We start from the raw sequence: 16,323 nt of genomic DNA on the forward strand, positions 1-16,323 counted from the left end.
CGCGGCATAGGGTTGGCGCCACCATGTCGGGTCAGCTCACGGTCGCGCTGGCCGCGACGCTGCTGCTGGCAGCCGTCGCGGCCGTGTTCGTGGTGCGGACCCGGCGCGTGGTGGCCACCCCCACCGAGCGGGCCGTGCACGCCGCGCTGCACACCGCGTCGCTCGCCGCACGCGCCCTGCGCCGGGGCCTGGACACCGAATCCGCTGCCACCGCAGCGCCCTTCCTTCGCGATCTCACCGGCACCGACGGGATCGCCCTCTTCGACGGCGACGGGCAGCTGCTCGCCGCCGATCCGCAAGACAAGTTCATCTGGCGGCGCAGCGTCGCCGACACGGCGGCGACCGCCGCGGCGGCATCCATCGACGGTGAACGCCGGGTTCTCGACGATATCGACACCACGACGGTGGTGGCCCAACCCCTGCTCGCCGAGGCCGGCGATGTTCTCGGCGTGCTGGTCGTCGTCACCACCGGCACACCGGGACCCGGCATGCTCGGCGCCGTCGGCGAGGTGGCCCGCTACGCCGCCAGTCAGATCGAATTGGCCGAGCTGGACGCCTCCCGTGCCCGCCTCGACAAGGCCGAGGTACTGGCCCTGCGCGCGCAGATCAGTCCGCATTTCATCTACAACGCGCTCAACACCATCGCCTCGTTCGTGCGCACCGACCCGGCCCGCGCCCGCGAACTCATCTTGGAATTCGCCGATTTCACCCGCTACTCGTTCCGTGCCGCCGGGCAGTACACCACCCTGGCCGAGGAACTGCGCAATATCGACCGCTACCTGACGCTGGAGCGCGCACGATTCGGTACGGCATTGACGGTGCGCCTGCAGGTCGCCCCCGAGGTGCTCAACGTCGTGGTGCCGTTCCTCGCGCTGCAGCCGCTGGTGGAGAACGCGGTCCGGCACGGCCTGGCCGGACGGGGCGGCGGATCCGTGGAGATCATCGCCAATGACGCCGGTTCGGACTGCGTCATCACCGTCGAGGACGACGGCGCCGGAATGGATCCCGACACACTGCGGTCCGGGCCCGGTGACGCGCTGGCCGAGCGGACCCCGTCCGCCGGACACGATCAGTCAGCGCACGTCGGCCTGACCAATGTCGACCATCGACTGCGCGCGGCATTCGGCAACGATTACGGTCTGGTGGTCGAAACGGCGATCGGAGCGGGGACGAAGGTCATCATGCGGGTACCGAAGTTCCGGTCCGGTGTACGCGCCGACGGAGGTGGTTTCGGGTGAGTGCCGAGCTGACCGTGCTCGCCGTCGACGACGAGGCACCAGCCCTGGACGAATTGGCATATCTGCTGGGCGAACATGCCGATATCGCCACCGTCTACACCGCGTCCGACGCCACCTCCGCGCTGCGCGAGCTCAACGCCCACACCATCGATGCGGTCTTCCTGGACATCAACATGCCGGGCCTGTCGGGTATCGAACTGGCCGGGGTGCTGACCAATTTCGCCCATCGCCCCGCCGTGGTGTTCGTGACCGCCCACGATGACAAGGCGGTCGCGGCCTTCGATGTCGGCGCGCTGGATTATCTGCTCAAGCCGATCCGGCAGAACCGCCTCGACGAGGCGGTGCGCCGGGTGGCCACCGCCAGGACCACCGACGTGCCCGACGAGGACGCCCACGATTCCGATGTCATCCCCGCCGAACTCGGTGGCATCACCCATCTGGTGCCCAGGGAGAGCATCGGCTGGGTGGAGGCCGAGGGTGACTATGCGCGGCTGCACTCGGCAACCGGCGCGCACCTGGTGCGAATACCGTTGAGCACCTTGGAGACCCGCTGGCGCGATCACGGCTTCCAGCGCATCCACCGGTCCTATCTGGTGTCGCTGCGCGTGGTCACCGGATTGCGTACCGCCGACGGTGCGGTCCTGGTCCGGTTGCGCGCCAACGGCTCGTCACCGGCGGTCGAGCTGCCGGTGAGCCGGCGCCAGGCGCGGGAGTTGCGCGATCGGCTGGTCCGCGACCCGATGCGCAACCTGAAACCGGCCGGCGCCGATGAATGAGCGTCCTGGGTCGAATGCCCGGGCGGCCGGAGCCCGCCAGCGTGTCGTGCTGGCCCACCGGCGCGGCGCCAGGATGGTCCGCACCCGCGTCGAGGTGCAGGAGCAGACCCAGGTGGGTGACGCCCTGGTGCGCGGACTGGTCCGTGCGCAACTCGGGCTGGCGCTGCGCCTGAGCGTGGTCGTGGTGTGCGCGGTCGGCGGCATCCTGGTGCTCACCTCCGCACTTCCCGATCTGACGCTGCTGGGGATGCGGCTGAACTGGCTGCTGCTGGCCATCCTTGCGTTCCCCATGCTCTACGCGGTCGGCAGCCTCTATGTGCGCCTGGCCGAGCAGGCCGAACGAGATTTCGTCCGCGTCGTCGACAGCGAACCGTGACCGGCTCACCGCTGACGGCGGCCGCGCTGCTGGCCGCGGCGATCGCCACCGTGGTGATCGGCAGTTGGGGGGTGCGGCTGTCACGCACCACCTCCGATTTCCTGGTGGCCTCGCGCAGCGTCGGACCGCGCTGGAACGCCGCCGCCATCTCCGGTGAATACCTCTCCGCCGCATCCTTTCTGGGCGTCGCCGGGCTGATCGCGAAATACGGCGCCGATGCACTGTGGTATCCGGTCGGCTTCACCGCCGGTTACCTCGGCCTGCTGCTGTTCGTCGCCGCGCCGCTGCGCCGGTCCGGCGCTTACACCGTGCCCGACTTCGCCGAGTTCCGGCTCGGCTCACCACGTCTGCGCAAGGTCGCCATGCTCGTGGTGGTCGTGGTCTGCCTGTTCTACCTCGCCCCGCAGTACCAGGGTGCCGGGCTGGCGTTGAAAACGCTGCTCGGCATGCCGGTGTGGATCGGGCCGATACTGGTCGGTGCCATCGTCATCACCAATGTGGTCGGCGGTGGCATGCGGTCGATCACCTTCGTGCAGGCCTTCCAATACTGGCTCAAACTGACCGCGGTCGCGATCCCCGCGCTGGCGCTGCTCGGCCTGTTCCTCAGCGACCGTGGCGAACTCGGCGGGCCGTTGCCGCCGAGCGTGGAGCAGCAGACCACCGTGCTGGTCGAGACCGACGTGGTGGTCCAGGTGATCGACCCGGCCGGTATCACCATCACCGGTGAGCTGGACGGTAACGCCGTGCGCGACAGTGGCTTCGGTGTCCCCGGGCAGCACACACTCGGTGCCGACACCCGCCTCACCCTGGCCGCCGGCGCGGCAACGCCGGTGGTCGCGGGTACCCCGGGCACCGGCAGCGAATGGATTGCCTCCGGTACCGGACTCGGTGGCGAGCACCCGCTGTATCAGGTGCTGTCGATCATCATCGCGACGTTCCTGGGCACCATGGGTCTGCCACATGTGTTGGTGCGCTTCTACACCAACCCCGATGGACGAGCCGCCCGCCGGACCGCGCTCGCGGTGATCGCCCTGTTGTCGTTGTTCTACCTGTTTCCCATCCTGCTCGGCGTCTTCTCGCGCCTCTACGTACCGCAATTGCTGATCACCGGAACCGCCGACGCCGCAGTGCTGTTGGCCCCCGGCGCGGCCATCGGTGGCATCTTCGGCGAACTGTTGGCCGCACTGGTGGCCGCGGGTGCCATCGCCGCGTTCCTGGCGACATCATCGGGACTGCTGGTCAGCATCGCCGGCGCACTGGCCACCGATGTGCTGCGGGGCCGGGTCCGCGATTTCCGGGTGGCCGCGGTCATCGGAGGGCTCATCCCGATTCCGTTGTCGCTGCTGGTGTCCGATCTGGAACTCTCACGGACGGTGGGCCTGGCATTCGCCGTCGCCGCCTCCACACTGTGCCCGTTGCTGGTGCTCGGCATCTGGTGGCGCGGCCTGACCGCGACCGGGGCCGCCTGCGGACTGGCCGTCGGCGGCATGGTATGCGGTGGCGCGGTGTTGGTGGCCATCACCGGGGCCGTCGACGAGCACGCGCTCGGCGGCTGGCCCGCGGTGATGATCGGCTACCCGGCGGCGGTCAGCGTCCCGGTGGCCTTCGCCACGATGGTCCTGGTCAGCCGATTCACCAAGGCCACCCCGGGCGTCGCGCAGATCTTCGCCAGGATGCACGTGCCCGAACGTCTGGGCTTGGGGATCGAGCGCCTACCCGGCGCATGACGCCGGGCCGCCGGGCACCGAACCGCTCATCGTGGTCAGCGCGCCGTTCACCGCAGCGCATCCGGCGTCTGACAGGTTGACCTCGGATGACGCTTCGGTTGTGACGTGAGTCTCAATACGCTCTGGGCACGCTGCGGAACACACTCGATCAGTCAGGAGCAACACGGTGCCCACCACCGAAAGCCGGCCGGCCCCCACCGGTCAAGAGTTCATCGCCATGCAGGCGAGTCCGGAATTCCAGGAGTTGCGCAGTCGGCTGCGCCGGTTCGTCTTTCCCATGACGGCCTTCTTCCTGGTCTGGTACGGGATCTACGTCCTGCTGGGCGCCTTCGCCCACGACTTCATGGCCACCAAGGTCTTCGGTGACGTCAACATCGGGTTGATCATCGGCCTCGGACAGTTCCTCACCACCTTCCTGATCACCGGTCTGTACGTCCGGTTCGCCAACCGTGAGCTGGATCCGCGCGCCGCCGCGATCCGCGAGGAGCTGGAAGGGCCGGCCCAGTGAACATCGACACCGCAACGAACTATCTGGCCGCCACCGATTCCGTCGGCAACCCGGTCGCCAACATGTCCATCTTCGGCCTCTTCGTCGTCGTCACGATGGTGGTGGTGATCCGGGCCAGCAAGAAGAACGCCACCGCGGCGGAGTTCTTCACCGGCGGCCGCGGCTTCTCCGGCCCGCAGAACGGTGTCGCCATCGCCGGTGACTATCTGTCCGCGGCCAGCTTCCTCGGTATCGCCGGGGCCATCGCCGTGTACGGCTACGACGGATTCCTGTACTCGATCGGCTTCCTGGTCGCGTGGCTGGTGGCCCTGCTGTTGGTGGCCGAATTGCTGCGCAACACAGGCAAATTCACCATGGCCGATGTACTGAGCTTCCGGCTCAAGCAGCGCCCGGTGCGGGTCGCCGCGGCCACCTCCACGTTGACGGTATCGCTGTTCTACCTGCTGGCCCAGATGGCCGGTGCCGGTGGCCTTGTCGCGTTGCTGATGAACATCAACAGCAAGAGCGGACAGGCCGTCGTCATCGCCGTCGTCGGCCTGCTGATGATCGTCTACGTCCTGGTCGGCGGCATGAAGGGCACCACCTGGGTGCAGATCATCAAGGCCGTGCTGCTGATCGTCGGCGCCGGTTTCATGACCGTCATGGTGCTGACGAAGTTCGGCCTGAACTTCTCCGAGATCCTGACCTCCGCGCAGGCCGCCATCTCCGGGTCCGCCACCGAGGCCGTGGCCAGCCGTGACGTGCTCGCCCCCGGCGCGCAGTACGGCGGCTCGCTGACCAGCCAGATCAACTTCATCTCGCTGGCGCTCGCGCTGGTGCTGGGCACCGCGGGCCTGCCGCACGTGCTGATGCGCTTCTACACGGTGCCGACGGCCAAGGAGGCGCGACGCTCGGTCGTGTGGGCCATCGCGCTGATCGGTGCGTTCTATCTGTTCACCCTGGTGCTCGGCTACGGCGCGGCCGCTCTGGTCGGACCCGACCGCATTCTCGGCGCGGCGGGCGGGGTGAACTCCGCGGCCCCGCTGCTGGCCCTCGAACTCGGCGGCGTGGTGCTGCTGGGCGTCATCTCCGCGGTCGCCTTCGCCACCATCCTGGCGGTGGTCGCGGGTCTGACCATCACGGCCTCGGCCTCGTTCGCCCATGACATCTACGCCTCGGTTCTGAAGTCTCACAAGGTGACCGAGGAGGAACAGGTGAAGGTCTCCCGCATCACGGCGGTGGTCCTTGGCGTCCTGGCCATCGGCCTCGGCATCCTCGCCAACGGGCAGAACGTGGCCTTCCTGGTGGCGCTGGCCTTCGCGGTCGCCGCGTCGGCGAACCTGCCCACCATCGTCTACTCGCTGTACTGGAAGCGGTTCAACACCCGCGGCGCACTGTGGAGCATGTACGGCGGCCTGATCTCCTGCATCGTGCTGATCGTCTTCTCCCCCGCCGTATCCGGCAGCAAGACCGCCATGATCCCCGCGGCCGACTTCGCCTGGTTCCCGCTGGCCAACCCGGGCATCGTGTCGATCCCGCTGGCCTTCGCACTCGGCATCATCGGCACCCTGACCTCCAAGGACACCGGCGATCCGGCGGTCAATGCCGAGATGGAGGTCCGTTCGCTGACCGGGGTGGGCGCCGAGAAGGCGGTCACTCACTAACCGGGCGCACTAGTTCACATCCGGAACTACCGAGACCGGCGGCGGCGTTGTTCACACTCATGGACACCCGCCGCCGGTTCGCGTTCGCCGCCCTGGCCTACGCCTTCGCCGTCACCATGCTCGGGACGACCGTGCCGACCCCGATGTATGCGCTCTACGGCGAACAGATGCACTTCGCGGTGTTCACCACGACGGTGGTGTTCGCCGTCTACGCCCTCGGCGTGCTCGCCGCACTGCTGGTCGCCGGCGGCTGGTCCGATGTCCTCGGCCGCCGCCCGGTGCTGCTGGCCGGTCTGGCCTTCGCGCTGGCCAGCTCGGCGGTGTTCCTGTTCGCCGACAACATCGCGCTGCTGTTGGTGGGTCGCCTGCTGTCCGGACTGTCGGCAGGGTTGTTCACCGGAACGGCGACGGCGGCCGTCGTGGAATCGGTGCCCGCCCAACGGCGTGACCGGGCGGCCACCGTGGCCACCATGGTCAACATCGGTGGGTTGGGCAGCGGCCCACTGGTGGCCGGGGCGCTGGTCCAGTACGCGCCGCACCCGCTGCTGCTGTCATTCATGGTGCACATCGCGCTGTTGGTACTCGCCATTCCCGCGGTGCTGCTTGCCCCGGAGACCTCGGGCGGGACCGGCCGCATCGCCTTGCAACGCCTGGCCGTGCCCGCCGAGGTCCGCGCCGTGTTCCTCACCGCGGCCACCGCAGCCTTCGCGGGGTTCGCGGTCACCGGGCTGTTCGCCGCGGTCGCGCCGGCGTTCCTCGCCGAGGTCATCGGGGTGACCAACCATGCCGTCGGCGGGGCGGTGGCCGGTTCGATCTTCCTGTCCTCGGCCGTGGCACAGCTGCTCGGGCGCCGCATCCCGCCCACCCTCGCCGTGGCGGTGGGCTGTGCGATCCTGGCCGTCGGGATGGTCATTCTGGCTGTCGCACTATCGGGTTCATCGCTGCCAGGCATCATCGCCGCGGCGATAATCGCCGGGATCGGGCAGGGCATCAGCTTCAGCCGCGGGCTGGCGGCCGTCGTCGAGCAGGTCCCCGACCGGCAGCGCGGGGCGGTCAGCTCGACCTACTTCGTGGTCGCCTATGTGGCGATTGCACTGCCGGTGGTCGGCGTGGGTCTGGCCGCGCAGTCCTGGGGCCTGCGCACCGCCGGGGAGAGTTTTGCCGCCGCCATCGCGGTGCTCGCCCTCATCTGCCTGGCCGCGGTCCTGGTCCAGGAGCGCCGGGCCCGCCAATTGAGTGGTTCTACTCAGGCCTGACCGGTGTCGGGCACCCTAGATTCGGGACATGCCCGTTTCCGCCTTCCCGAGCATCGACGACGTCGCCGCGGCCACGCCCGCCGGGCGGGACCGTGCACTCGATGTCATCCGGATCACCGCACTGCTCGGGGTGATCGCCGGCCATACCGTGATGGCCACCAGCATCATCCGCGATGACGTCTTCGTCTGGGAGAACCTGCTCACCACATCGGTGGCGTTCCAGGCACTGACCTGGATCTTCCAGATCATGCCGCTGTTCTTCTTCGCCGGTGTCGCCGCGTCCGCCGGGTCGTATGCCGGTAATTGGGGCGGCTGGTTGCTGAAGCGCTGCACCAGGCTCTACCGACCGGTGTTCTCCTATCTCGCGTTCTGGGCCGTCGCCCTCGCCATCGGCCACCGGGTGCTGCCGACGCACGTCTACCAGCCGATCGCCGGCATCTCCATTCAGCTGCTCTGGTTCCTCGGCGCTTACGTCCTGGTTCTCGCCGCGGTGCCACTGCTGCGCTCGATCACGACCGTGGGCCGGATGGCGGGTGCCGTCGCGGTCATCTACCTGCTGATCGCCACGATCGACGCCATCCGGGTCAACGCCCCGGGCTGGGCCGCGCTGGGCTACCTGAACCTGGCGGTGTGGCTGATCCCCGGCATCTTCGGGGTGGCATACCGCAACCGGTTGTTGACCGTCCCACAGGCCGCGCTGCTGGGGTGCGCGATGTTGGCGTCGAACGTGGCGCTGCTGCGTTTCGGTCCGTACGAACTGAGCCTGGTGGGCATCGAAGGCCAGGAGCTCAAGAACATGATGCCGCCGTCGCTGTTGCTGGCCGGACACGCAATCATGATGTGTGCGTTCGCGATTGCCGCCGCACCTGCGATCGGCCGGTGGGCCCGCCGCCCGCGGGTCTGGTGGCTGACCGCGATCGGCAACAGCGGTGCGATGACACTGTATCTCTGGCACATTCCCGCACTGCTGGCCGTGCATCTGGCGTTCGACACCGCCGGGTTTCCGCGGTATCCGGGCCAGCCGCATTTCCTGGCACTGAGCATCGCGCAGGTGCTGATCATGGCGGCGCTGGTGGCGGTGTTGTTCGTGGCGCTGCGACCGCTGGAGAACAACCCGCTGCCCTATTGGGACGGCGGCGTGGTCACCGGCGATCGGAGCGTCGCGGTGGGGATGCTGCTGTGCGTCGCGGGGGCGGCGACGCTGGCCTCGTGCGTGTGGGGCCTGAAGGATCTCGGCCTGTACTGCGTGGCGGCCTTGCTGGTGGCGCTGGTCGGCGCCCGGGCGCTCGCCTAGCCGCTCTTGCGCCGGAACTCGCGCCGGTTTTCCACCGCACCGTGCGCGCGGCCCTTCTTGCGTCCACCATCGGCGTGCGAGGCGCCCCCGGTGGCCTGCGCCTTCTTGCGCTCCAGCGCTTCCCGGAACTTGCGCTTGGTGTCGTCTTCCGGAGTTTCGTCGGCCATGCGATCAGCCTAGACGTACGTTCTCGATATGTCCGTCAGCGCAGCCCGGGCGGCATTCCGTACAGATGCGCGATCGGCAGCGTCAGCAGCACGCGGCGATCATCGACCATCGCGCGCCGGTAGTCGGCCCAGTCCGGATGTTCACCGGCGATGTTGCGGTACAACGCAATAAGCCCCTCGACGGTGTCGTCGTGCGGGTTGGCCGCCGGTGGCGTCAGCACCGCATCACCCTCGGCCACCGCATAGGACCAGCCGTCGTCGGCGGACACATGTATCGAGGCGCGCGGATCGCGACGCAGGTTGCGGGTCTTGGCACGCGGTTCGGTGATGGACACCTGCAACGCCGTGTTGGGCGCGTCGAACCAGTAGGACACATTGGACAGCTGCGGCCGGCCGTCGCGCTTGATGGTGGCCAGCACCCCCAGCGCGTTGCCCTTGATCAATGCCAGCAGCTTGTCGTCGAACACCTGACGCCCCATGAGTCGAGCGTACGACTCTACGATCGGGAGCATGACCCGGATCGACGGAACCAGTCTGGAAGGAGTGTCCGCGACGACGTTGTGGACACTGCACAACCGCGGCACCGAGGCCAGGCGCTCCGACGGGGTGATCCGCGACCCGTGGGCGGTCAGCCTGCTCGATTCGATCGACTACGACTACCGCAAGTTCGGAAAGCCCAACCAGTCCCATCCGCTGCGCGCGCTGGCCTTCGACGCGGCGGCCACCGCGTACCTGAAAGCTCATCCGAGGGCGTCGGTGGTGGCGTTGGCAGAGGGCCTGCAAACCAGTTTCTGGCGGTTGGCCCGAGCCGGGGTCGCCGACGAATTGCACTGGTATTCGATCGATCTGGAACCGGTGATGCAGCTGCGCCGCCAACTTCTGCCCCGCGATGAACGAATCACCGAACTGGGCCAGTCGGCGCTGGATCGCAGCTGGATGGACCGGGTGGACGCGCAGGATGGCGTGTTCATCACCGCCGAGGGGTTGCTGATGTACCTGGAGCCCGAGGATGCGCTGGGACTGATCGCCGACTGCGCTGCCCGTTTTCCCGGTGCGCAGTTCATGTTCGACTCGATCCCGCACTGGTTCAGCCGCAAGACGCTCGGCGGTATGGCGCTGTCCGATCGCTACCTCACCCCGGCCATGCCGTTCGCGCTCACCCCCGACGAGGCGGTGTCGCTGGCGGGCACCATCGACGGTGTCCGGTCGGCCCGCGATGTGCCGTATCCGCCGGGGCGCGGGTTCTGGCGGCTGGCCAACCCCGTGCACTGGGACCGCATCGGCGCGTTCCGGCGAAACCGGCCAAGCATCACGCTGCTGGAATTCGCCTAGCGCTGAGTACCCTCGATGTAGTGACCTCCCCGAGAGCCGATGCGCGGTCGCTGACCGGCGTATCCGAGACCGCACTGTTGACGTTGAAGGTGCGCGCCACCGAGGCCGCCCGAGATGATCGGGTCATCGATGATCCGGTGGCCGTCGATCTGGTCGACGCCATCGATTTCGACTTTGCCAAGTTCGGTTTCGTCGGCCGCCAGGACATGGCGCTGCGCGCCCTGGCTTTCGACAAGCAGACCCGCAAGTACCTGCGCGATCATCCGTCGGCGACCGTGGTGGCGCTGGCCGAGGGCCTGCAGACCAGCTTCTACCGGCTCGACAACGGTGATGTCGGGCATGAATTCCGCTGGCACACCGTCGATCTCCCACCGATCATCGCATTGCGCGAAAAACTGCTCCCGCCGTCGGAGCGGGTCACCGTCAGCGCGCAGTCGGCGCTGGATTACAGCTGGATGGATGCCGTTGATGCCACCGATGGTGTGTTCATCACCGCCGAGGGCTTGCTGATGTACCTGCAGCCCGCCGAGGCGATGGGCTTGATCACCGAATGCGCCAAGCGTTTTCCCGGCGGGCAGATGATGTTCGACCTACCGCCCTCGTGGTTCGCGTGGTGGGCCCGGAAGGGGTTGCTGCGCCCCTCACTGCGCTACAAGGTGCCGCCGATGCCGTTCAGCCTGTCGGTCGCCGAGGCCGCCGACCTGGTCAACACGGTGCCAGGGGTACGCGCCGCCCACGATGTGCCGATGCCCACCGGACGCGGCACGGTGCTCAACGCGCTGCTGTGGGCTGCGCACCGGCTGCCACTGCTGGATCCGGTACGGCCGGTGCTGACCCGGCTGGAGTTCGGCTGAACCGCAAGCAGTCATCGGCGACCGGCCCGTTGCGCAGCACCTGGGCGTCTACGGTGTAGTTCATCGTCATCTGCCACGGACCGCGGGTGCCCTGGCGCGGTAACCGGTCGATCGCCCGCTGCACATAGCCCGCCGCGAAGTCCAGCAGCGGCAGGGTCGGCATGGCCGGGTCGGTCAGGACCGGACGCACCTGGTCGACGCCGCGGGCGTCCATATGCGACAAGAGCCGACAGAAGTGCTCGCACAGCAACCCGACCTTGAGCGTCCACGACGAATTGGTGTAGCCGAAGGCGAAGGCGAAGTTGGGCACGCCGCTGAGCATGATGCCCTTGTAGGCGACCGTCTCCGCGAGATCGACCGGCTCTCCGTCCACGGTGAGCGTCACCCCGCCGAACAGCTGGATGTTCAGTCCGGTGGCGGTGACGATGATGTCGGCCGCCAGCTCGGCGCCGGATTCCAGCCGGATCCCGGTCTCGGTGAACGTCGCGATCCGGTCGGTCACGACCGAGGCGCTGCCATCGCTGATGGCGGCGAACAGGTCGCCGTCGGGTACCGCACACAACCGCTGGTCCCACGGATCGTAGGCCGGGTTGAAGTGCTGGTCGACCGGATACCCGCCGGGCAGCTTGCTCGCGTTGATCCGGCGGATCAGCCGCCGCGCCAGCACCGGGTGCTTCTGGCAGAACGTGTACACCGCACGCTGTTTGAGAATGTTCTTGCGCCGGGCCAGTGCGTAACCACGGTCGTCACCGAGCACTCGGCGCGCGGCGTTGGCAAAAGGGTCCTTGGCCGGAACCGGCATGACGTAGGTCGGCGACCGCTGCAACATGGTGACGTGCTCCGCACGGGCTGCCATGGCAGGCACCAGCGTCACCGCCGTCGCGCCGCTACCGATCACCACGACGCGCTTGCCTGTGTAGTCCAGGTCCTGGGGCCAGTGTTGCGGATGGATGATCCGGCCGCCGAACCGGTCGCGGCCCGGGAAGTCCGGGGTGTATCCCTGGTCGTATCGGTAATAGCCGCCCGCGCAGAACAGCCAGCGTGCGTGGAGCTGGATCAGCTCACCGTCGTGCTCGACGTCGACGACCCAACGGCCGTCGGTGCTGCTCCAGGCCGCAGCAAGCACTTTGTGCCCGAAGCGGATTCGCTGGGCTATCCCGTTCTCGTCGACGGTCTCGCGCAAGTAGGCCAGGATCTTGTCCGCGGTGGCGATCGCATACTCGTCACGCCACGGTTTGAACTCGTAGCCGAAGGTGTGCAGATCGGAATCGGACCGAATACCCGGGTACCGGAACAGATCCCAGGTACCGCCGGTGGCCTCGCGCGCCTCAAGGATGGTGTAGTCGCGGCCCGGATGCTCGCGCTGCAGATAGTAGGCGGCTCCGATACCGGAGATGCCCGCTCCGACGATCAGCACGTCAACTGTGTCCATCAACCGATGGTGCCGACTGCGACGTCATCGGTGATAGGGCGAAATGCCCCAACAATGCGCCGACACTGGTGCCATCTGCACCCGCTGGCCTACGGTGTGATCATGAACCCGCCGGGACCCTCACCCGCCGTGCGGGAACTGATCCGCCAGTGCGCGCAGATCGTGGTCAACGCGCGCCCCGAATGGCTCGACGAACTCGACACCACCATCCTTGCCGGCAGCCCGGCCATCGCCGCCGACCCCGAACTGGCTGCGGCGGTGAGCCGCAGCAACCGCGCCAATCTGGCCTTCTGGGCGACCGCCAACATCCGGGATCCGGGTGGGCCCGTCCCGCCGAACACCGGTCCCGAACCGCTGAGCATCGCCCGCGAATTGGTGCGCCGTGGGGTCAACACACTGCCGATGGACGCCTATCGGATCGGCGAGGGGGTGGCGTGGCGGCGCCTGATGGACATCGCCTTCGAGCTGACCTCCGATCCGGCCGAACTCCGCGAGCTGCTGCAGGTCTGCTCGCGTTCGATCAGCGCATTCGTCGAGGCCACCCTGGCCGGTATCACCGCCCAGATCGAGCTGGAACGTCACGAACTCACCCACGGCACCCACGCCGAGCGGCGGGAAACCGTCGCTCTGCTGCTGGAGGGCGCCCCCATCCCCCGCGACCGCGCCGAAGGACGCCTCGGCTACGCCTTGACCGGCACCCACACCGCGGCGGTGCTCTGGGTTGCCGGGGCCGATCACAACCGCACCGAACTCGATCACGCGGCCGAAGCGATCGGCCGGGCGGCCGGGGCGCGGCCGCTGAGCGTGCTGCCCAGTAGCGCGACGCGATGGGTCTGGGTACCGGGCCAGGTGGATGTCGATGATCTGACCGGTTCGATCGGCTCGGTCCGGGTGGCCTTGGGCACCGCAGGCGAGGGTGTCGAGGGCTTCCGCACCAGCCATTTCGAGGCCATCACCACTCAGCAGATGGTGGCGCGTCTGCGTTCCCGCCAGCAGGTTGCGCGGTTCACCGATATCGAACTGGTCGCCCTGGTGACCGCCGATCCCGACCGCGCGGCCAGGTTCGTCGAACGCGTCCTCGGTGACTTCGCCCATGCGCCTGCCGAAGTGCACACCGCGGTGGGTGTATTCATCGCGGCGCAGTGCAACGCGGCGCGCGCGGCCACCCAGCTGTACACCCATCGCAACACCCTGTTGCGTCGGCTGGCCCGCGCCGAGGAGCTGTTGCCCGCCCCGCTGTCGGCGTGCAGCGTGGAGGTGGCCGTCGCCCTGGACGTCCTGCGCTGGACGGGTCAGTCCAGCAGCCCGTCCAGATAGCGCAGCGCCCGGTCCTTGCTGAGGCCCTGGGCGCGAGCCACCTCGGCGAAGGCATGGGCCGCGGCCGCCATCGCATTGTCGGCCGGATCGACCCGTGCGACGAATGTGCCGAAGCGGCCCCGGGTTTCGAGTACGCCGGCCGCTTCCAGCTCGCGGTAGGCGCGCGCAACGGTGTTGACCGCCAGGCCCAGCTGTCCCGCCAGATCGCGCACCGTGGGCAAGCGGGTACCCGGCGCCAGCCGGCCGTCGCGCACCCCGGCGATGATCTGGGTGCGCAACTGATCGAACAGCGGCGCGCCCGCATCGGCTTCCAGGTGTATCCAGTCCCCCAGACCTCCCACGAGTCCAGTATCACGCACACGCGCTAGTTTGGTGAGGTGCGAGTGACGTTGCTGAGCGGGGCCGGCATGTCCGCCGAGAGCGGGGTGCCGACGTTTCGCGATGTCGAGACCGGTCTGTGGGCCAACGTGGATCCCTACGAGATTTCCAGCAGCGACGGCTGGCAGCGCCACCCGGAACGGGTGTGGGCGTGGTATCTGTGGCGGCACTACATGATGAGTGCCGTCGAGCCGAACGCCGGCCACCTGGCGGTCGCCGCCTGGGAGGACTACGCCGAAGTTCACGTGGTGACCCAGAACGTCGACAATCTGCACGAGCGGGCGGGCAGCACCAGGGTCCACCATGTGCACGGCAGCCTGTTCGAATTCCGCTGCGATCGGTGCGGGACACCGTTCACCGGTGAGCTGCCCGCGATGCCCGAACCGGTGGAGGTCGTGCAACCGCCGCGCTGCGCGTGCGGCGGCCTGATCCGACCGAACGTGGTGTGGTTCGGCGAGGGGCTGCCCGATGACGCGTGGGACAGCTCGGTGGAGGCGGTCGCCAAGGCCGACGTGGTGATCGTGGTCGGCACGTCGTCGGTGGTCTACCCGGCCGCGGGACTCCCGGAGGCCGCGGTGGCCAACGGAATCCCGGTCATCGAGGTCAATCCGCAGCCGACTCCGCTCTCGGCCGCCTGCACCGCCGTGCTGCGGGAGACCTCGGCGACCGCGCTACCCACCCTGCTGCAGCGCCTGCCCCAGCTCCTCTGAGCCGCAGGCTATCCGCGCACGGCGCGACCGATCGCCAACTCCGACACCGGTACCGGCACCCAGGCAGGCACGCTCTGTTCGCGCCGCGACCCGGCCACCGTGAACCCGGCGTCGGCGATGGCGGTCTCGGTGTTGCGGTGGGTGTGACAGTTACCGAGCAGTCGCGGCCAGATCGTGGCATCGGCGACCCGCTGCAGCGTGGCGCGCCATCCGGTGCCGGCGACATGTTCCAGATAACGCAGTTCACCGCCGGGCTTGAGCATCGAGAACAGCTGGCGCAGAACACCATCCGGGTCATCAACCGAGCAGAGCACCAACGAGCAGACCACCGCGTCGAACGGCTCGCCTGCCTCGAATTCCTCGATGGTGGCGGTGCTGACCGATACCGGCACCGGCGCGGTGGCGGCCGCCTCCCTGGCCACCTCGGCCAGCTTGCGCTCCGGTTCGAGTGCGACGACCTCGCTGACCGCACCCGGGTAGTGCACGAAGTTGGTGCCGGTTCCCGCACCGACCTCCAGCACGCGGCCACTCAGACCGGCCAGGTTCTCCACCCGCAACCGGCGCACCGATTCCGGTTCGTGTCCACTGGTCACGAGCCACAACCGGGCGAAGAACGGATTGTCGACCGCGGCAGTCATGATCTCAGCGTACCGAGCTTGGCGATGGTCTCTTCCGGCGTCGAATCGGCGCCGACGATGCCGTAGACGATCCGGCCGCAGCAGACCGCACTGAGGACCCGGTCGGCGAACTCCTCGGCGTCGCCCCACGGCAGATACGGCTTGGCGATCAGCAGGGCGGCGACCCCGTGCACCGCTGCCCACAGCTCCAGTGCCGCGGCGGTCGAATCCCCCTGTGGGTAGATACCTTCGGCAATCAAGGCCTCCACGGAGGCGCGCATGTGCAGGAACGCCGAGCTGGCCAGCGTCACGTCGACATCGCTGTTCGGATTGCCCTCGCCCATGGTGGCGATGCGATACAGCTCGGGGGTCTGCCTGGCGAACCGCACATAGGCCAGCCCCTGGGCCCGCAGCACCTCGATGGTCGAGGTCTTATCGGCCGCGACGCGCTGCATCTCCTCGTCGAGTTTCTCGTAGTAACGGGCGCAGACGGCGTCCAGCAGGGCGTCCTTGTCGGCGAAATGCAGGTAGATCGACGGCGGGGTGACCCCGACCCGCTGGGCGACGGCCCGGATGGACACCGCCTTGGCGTGTCCGGTCTCCAGCAGCAACTCGGTGGCGGCATCGAGGATCTCGTCGCGCAGCTGATCGCCGGACCCGCGTGCGGCGCGGCGTCGTCTCAGTCGTGGGGCGGACAC

The 16,323-nt window shown here is 68.2% G+C and carries 18 protein-coding genes; 12 read left to right on the plus strand and 6 right to left on the minus strand.

Annotation, left to right across the window (positions count from 1 at the left end; all coding sequences use genetic code 11):
* The first annotated feature begins 23 nt into the window (after positions 1–23).
* The 8 genes from FBY28_RS07100 to FBY28_RS07135 all read left to right on the plus strand — a co-directional run bounded on the left by FBY28_RS07100 (position 24) and on the right by FBY28_RS07135 (position 8,818).
* A complete protein-coding gene (locus FBY28_RS07100) occupies positions 24–1,238 on the plus strand; it encodes a sensor histidine kinase (RefSeq protein WP_141865434.1) in 1,215 nt (404 codons plus the stop codon).
* Entirely contained in the window at positions 1,235–2,014 is a 780-nt protein-coding gene (locus tag FBY28_RS07105; protein WP_141865436.1) for a LytR/AlgR family response regulator transcription factor, read from the plus strand. Before FBY28_RS07100 ends, FBY28_RS07105 begins: the two co-directional genes overlap by 4 nt.
* On the plus strand, positions 2,007–2,390 hold the full coding sequence (locus FBY28_RS07110) for a hypothetical protein (RefSeq protein WP_141865438.1): 384 nt from the start codon (positions 2,007–2,009) through the stop codon (positions 2,388–2,390). Before FBY28_RS07105 ends, FBY28_RS07110 begins: the two co-directional genes overlap by 8 nt.
* A complete protein-coding gene (locus FBY28_RS07115; protein ID WP_141865440.1) occupies positions 2,387–4,117 on the plus strand; it encodes a sodium/solute symporter in 1,731 nt (576 codons plus the stop codon). The genes FBY28_RS07110 and FBY28_RS07115 overlap by 4 nt, the downstream gene beginning before the upstream one ends.
* 217 nt (positions 4,118–4,334) lie before the next feature.
* Positions 4,335–4,625 (plus strand): DUF485 domain-containing protein, encoded by a 291-nt coding sequence (locus FBY28_RS07120; RefSeq protein ID WP_141870091.1) that lies wholly within the window; start codon positions 4,335–4,337, stop codon positions 4,623–4,625.
* Between the two features lie 62 nt (positions 4,626–4,687).
* Positions 4,688–6,268 (plus strand): monocarboxylic acid transporter, encoded by a 1,581-nt coding sequence (locus FBY28_RS07125; RefSeq protein WP_216848021.1) that lies wholly within the window; start codon positions 4,688–4,690, stop codon positions 6,266–6,268.
* Between the two features lie 59 nt (positions 6,269–6,327).
* Positions 6,328–7,524, plus strand: a complete 1,197-nt coding sequence (locus FBY28_RS07130; protein ID WP_141865444.1) for an MFS transporter — start codon at positions 6,328–6,330, stop codon at positions 7,522–7,524.
* Between the two features lie 28 nt (positions 7,525–7,552).
* Positions 7,553–8,818, plus strand: coding sequence for an acyltransferase family protein (locus tag FBY28_RS07135; protein WP_141865446.1), 1,266 nt, complete (start codon positions 7,553–7,555; stop codon positions 8,816–8,818).
* On the opposite strand, the gene FBY28_RS07140 is transcribed toward FBY28_RS07135, so the two are convergent.
* Positions 8,815–8,985 (minus strand): DUF5302 domain-containing protein, encoded by a 171-nt coding sequence (locus FBY28_RS07140; protein WP_141865448.1) that lies wholly within the window; start codon positions 8,983–8,985, stop codon positions 8,815–8,817. The two genes, FBY28_RS07135 and FBY28_RS07140, sit on opposite strands and share 4 nt — an antisense overlap.
* Positions 8,986–9,020: 35 nt before the next feature.
* Entirely contained in the window at positions 9,021–9,464 is a 444-nt protein-coding gene (locus FBY28_RS07145; RefSeq protein WP_019510852.1) for a PPOX class F420-dependent oxidoreductase, read from the minus strand.
* A gap of 31 nt (positions 9,465–9,495) precedes the next feature.
* Between FBY28_RS07145 and FBY28_RS07150 the strand changes: the two genes are divergently transcribed.
* Positions 9,496–10,317, plus strand: coding sequence for a class I SAM-dependent methyltransferase (locus FBY28_RS07150; RefSeq protein ID WP_141865450.1), 822 nt, complete (start codon positions 9,496–9,498; stop codon positions 10,315–10,317).
* Positions 10,318–10,337: 20 nt separating this feature from the next.
* A complete protein-coding gene (locus FBY28_RS07155) occupies positions 10,338–11,171 on the plus strand; it encodes a class I SAM-dependent methyltransferase (protein ID WP_141865452.1) in 834 nt (277 codons plus the stop codon).
* Here FBY28_RS07155 and FBY28_RS07160 read toward each other — a convergent pair.
* The gene (locus tag FBY28_RS07160; RefSeq protein WP_141865454.1) at positions 11,089–12,603 is read right to left on the minus strand and encodes a flavin-containing monooxygenase; all 1,515 of its coding nucleotides are present in this window, start codon (positions 12,601–12,603) and stop codon (positions 11,089–11,091) included. The two genes, FBY28_RS07155 and FBY28_RS07160, sit on opposite strands and share 83 nt — an antisense overlap.
* 102 nt (positions 12,604–12,705) lie before the next feature.
* On the opposite strand from FBY28_RS07160, the gene FBY28_RS07165 reads away from it, so the two are divergent.
* Positions 12,706–13,920, plus strand: a complete 1,215-nt coding sequence (locus FBY28_RS07165) for a PucR family transcriptional regulator (protein ID WP_174241556.1) — start codon at positions 12,706–12,708, stop codon at positions 13,918–13,920.
* Here the strand turns inward: FBY28_RS07165 and FBY28_RS07170 are convergent.
* Positions 13,896–14,279: an Rv1152 family transcriptional regulator gene (locus tag FBY28_RS07170; protein WP_353618509.1), complete on the minus strand. Its 384-nt coding sequence runs from the start codon at positions 14,277–14,279 to the stop codon at positions 13,896–13,898. The two genes, FBY28_RS07165 and FBY28_RS07170, sit on opposite strands and share 25 nt — an antisense overlap.
* Before the next feature lie 24 nt (positions 14,280–14,303).
* Here FBY28_RS07170 and FBY28_RS07175 point away from each other — a divergent pair, with 24 nt between their 5' ends.
* Positions 14,304–15,008, plus strand: coding sequence for an NAD-dependent deacylase (locus FBY28_RS07175; RefSeq protein ID WP_141865458.1), 705 nt, complete (start codon positions 14,304–14,306; stop codon positions 15,006–15,008).
* Between the two features lie 8 nt (positions 15,009–15,016).
* Here the strand turns inward: FBY28_RS07175 and FBY28_RS07180 are convergent, their stop codons facing one another.
* Together FBY28_RS07180 and FBY28_RS07185 are read right to left on the minus strand one after the other, a co-directional pair.
* Positions 15,017–15,646, minus strand: coding sequence for a class I SAM-dependent methyltransferase (locus tag FBY28_RS07180; RefSeq protein WP_141865460.1), 630 nt, complete (start codon positions 15,644–15,646; stop codon positions 15,017–15,019).
* Positions 15,643–16,323: a TetR/AcrR family transcriptional regulator gene (locus tag FBY28_RS07185; protein WP_174241558.1), complete on the minus strand. Its 681-nt coding sequence runs from the start codon at positions 16,321–16,323 to the stop codon at positions 15,643–15,645. The genes FBY28_RS07180 and FBY28_RS07185 overlap by 4 nt, the downstream gene beginning before the upstream one ends.

Origin of the sequence: Arthrobacter sp. SLBN-53 (genome assembly GCF_006715585.1) — a bacterium.
GTDB classification, from domain to species: domain Bacteria; phylum Actinomycetota; class Actinomycetes; order Mycobacteriales; family Mycobacteriaceae; genus Mycobacterium; species Mycobacterium neoaurum_A.